Annotated in this window: 3 protein-coding genes; all 3 read right to left on the bottom strand. The window is 45.0% G+C overall.

Annotation, left to right across the window (positions count from 1 at the left end; translation table 11 throughout):
* A partial coding sequence (locus WEIDD23_RS07430; RefSeq protein WP_242865462.1) for an ATP-binding protein occupies nt 1-1334 on the bottom strand: 1334 nt, incomplete at its 3' end.
* Between the two features lie 20 nt (nt 1335-1354).
* Entirely contained in the window at nt 1355-2500 is a 1146-nt protein-coding gene (recF, locus tag WEIDD23_RS07425; RefSeq protein WP_010372565.1) for a DNA replication/repair protein RecF, read from the bottom strand.
* Complete coding sequence (gene yaaA, locus WEIDD23_RS07420; protein ID WP_010372567.1) at nt 2500-2733, bottom strand: S4 domain-containing protein YaaA; 234 nt, start codon at nt 2731-2733, stop codon at nt 2500-2502. Before yaaA ends, recF begins: the two co-directional genes overlap by 1 nt.
* Nucleotides 2734-2885 lie beyond the last annotated feature (152 nt).

Below are 2885 nucleotides of genomic sequence, written 5' to 3'. Positions count from 1 at the left end.
CCACCGGCTGAATCACCCTCAACGATAAACAATTCCGAAATTTCAGGATCCTTTGATGTGTTATCAGCCAACTTACCTGGCAAGTTAGCAATTTCCAAACCAGACTTCTTACGTGTCGCCTCACGCGCACGCTTGGCAGCAAGACGAGCCTTACCGGCCAAGATTCCCTTTTCAACAATTTGCTTCGCAACAGTTGGGTTTTCCAACATAAAACGGCTAAATGTTTCTGAGAACATACGGTCAACAGCCGTACGGGCATCTGAATTACCTAACTTAGTCTTCGTTTGTCCTTCAAACTGTGGATCTGGGTGCTTAACTGACACAATGGCCGTTAACCCTTCACGCACATCATCCCCAGACAATGCATCGTCACTTTCCTTCAACAAGTTATTCTTACGCGCATAGTCATTGATAACACGCGTCAACGCAGACTTGAATCCCGTTTCGTGAGTTCCACCTTCATAGGTGTGAATGTTGTTGGTAAATGACAGCATATTACTGTGATAGTCATCTGTGTATTGCAATGAGACTTCCACTTCAATACCGTTATCCATGCCTTCAACATAAATCGGATCGTCAAAAATGACGTCCTTATTTGTGTTCAAGAAATCAACGTATTCCTTAATTCCACCTTCGTAGTGGAATGATTCAGAAATTGGCTCATCTGGACGATTATCTGCAATTGAAATTCGCAAACCCTTGTTCAAGAAAGCCAATTCACGCACACGGTTCATCAAAATCTTATAATCATAAACCGTCGTTTCACGGAAAATATCTGGATCTGGTAGGAAGTGCACGATTGTTCCACGTGAAACAGGTGCATCGTCAACTGGTACGTTGTGCATTGACGTCTTCACGTGACCACGCTCGAAGTCCATTGCGTAACCCTTACCGTCACGAACAACAACAGCATCAAGCTCTGTTGATAGCGCGTTAACAACTGACGCACCAACTCCGTGCAGTCCACCAGAAACCTTATAACCGCCACCGCCGAACTTTCCTCCGGCGTGCAAAACGGTAAAGACTGTTTCCAACGCTGGCTTACCAGTCTTTTCTTGAATATCAACTGGAATCCCACGGCCGTTGTCAGTAACTGTGATTGAGTTGTCCTTTTCAATTGTCACCGTGATGTGGTCAGCAAACCCTGCCAACGCTTCATCAATTCCGTTATCGACAATTTCCCACACCAAGTGGTGCAGTCCTTGACTCGTCGTGGTTCCAATATACATACCAGGTCGCTTACGAACGGCCTCCAATCCCTCCAAAACTTGGATTTGACTGGCATCGTAATCATCAGCTTGTGTATGCATTTGTGTTACATCTTCTTCAGCCATGAGTTCCTCCTTAACTATCGCTAGTTTTCTTCACTAGCACTGTCCAAATCGTCCGTTTCGACAAGTTGCCCTGCTCGAACGTTAAAGACTTTTGGTTCATTAATTAATTGACGGGCCACATCACTTAGTGACGGCGTCGTAATAAAGGTCTGTACCTTATTTTGCATCGCCGTTAGCAAGTGCGTTTGGCGATTGGTATCTAGTTCTGACAAAACATCGTCTAGCAATAAAATTGGATATTCACCAGTCTCTTGCTTCATCAAATCAATTTCAGCTAACTTCACCGCCAAGGCGGTTGTCCGTTGCTGTCCTTGCGACCCAAATGTCGCCACGTCATGCCCATTAACATCAAAACGTAAGTCATCACGATGCGGACCTAACAGGGTGGTGCCCATCATTACTTCCCGCGACTGTAACCGTTCAAAACGCTTCGTCATCGCTTCTTTAATGACCTGTTCATCCCCTAATTCTTCTTCATTAAGTTGCGAAACGTACGCAATCCGTAACGTTTCGCCCCCTTGTGTAATATCAGCATGAATCGGCGCTGCGGCCTCACCGAGCTTCTTAATTAACTGTATCCGTCGCACAATTAGTTCACTGGCGAAACTCGTTAGCTGATCCGTCAAAACTTCCAGATACAGCATATCTTTCGCCTGCTTCGACTGCAGTTGCTTCAGATATTGATTACGCTGTTTCAAGACGCCCTTATATTGGTTAGCAATATAAAGATACTTTGGACTCATCTGACTAAATTCGCGATCGATGAAATTCCGTCGAATCGTCGGCGCCCCTTTTACCAAGGCTAAATCCTCCGGTGCGAATAAAATAACATTTAATTGTCCAATGTATGTGCCTAATTTCGCCTGATCCAAATGGTTCATTCGTGCCTTCTTACCTTTGCTTGTAAAAGCAAGTGACAACGGCACTTTCCCGTATTGGCGGCGCACCACGCCCGAGACCATGGCTTCTTTGCCGTCCCAACCAATCAACTCTTTATCAGAAGTTGTTCGATGTGAGCGCGCTAAAGCTAAAACATAGATTGCCTCGAGTAAGTTCGTCTTACCCTGTGCGTTCGGTCCCAAAAAGACATTGACGCCTGGTGAAAAGGTCACCGCTAAATCTTGATAATTCCGAAAGTTATTTAGTTTTAGCTCAAGCAGTTCCATTAGTCTGCTTCAGCACCCATCCCGTTAATGACAAATCGCTCACCAGATGGCACTGCGACCACGTCACCTGGATAAAGCTTGCGTCCACGGCGATCATCGGGCTCTTGGTTAACCAAAACCGTATTTTCGCGTAGGTACCACTTCGCTTGGCCACCAGTAGAAATGATACTTTTTTCCTTCAATAATTGTCCTAGCGTAATGTAGGGCGTTTGAATGTGCACTTCGTTAGCCACTTCAATATCCTTTCTGTCGGGGGTTAATCCCAACTGAGAAATGTTTCCATAAGTAGTCTTATTATACGCTATTTTTTTGCTTTATTCAATGTAATCAAGGCGTCAGAGCCTTTCTGAGGCTTTTGGCGACTTATGAAACAAAAAAGCCGAAA

Origin of the sequence: Weissella sp. DD23 (genome assembly GCF_001579105.1) — a bacterium.
Lineage (GTDB): Bacteria > Bacillota > Bacilli > Lactobacillales > Lactobacillaceae > Weissella > Weissella cibaria.
The sequence above is the reverse complement of the archived record's forward strand: the minus strand, read 5'-3'. Positions and strand labels throughout refer to the sequence as shown.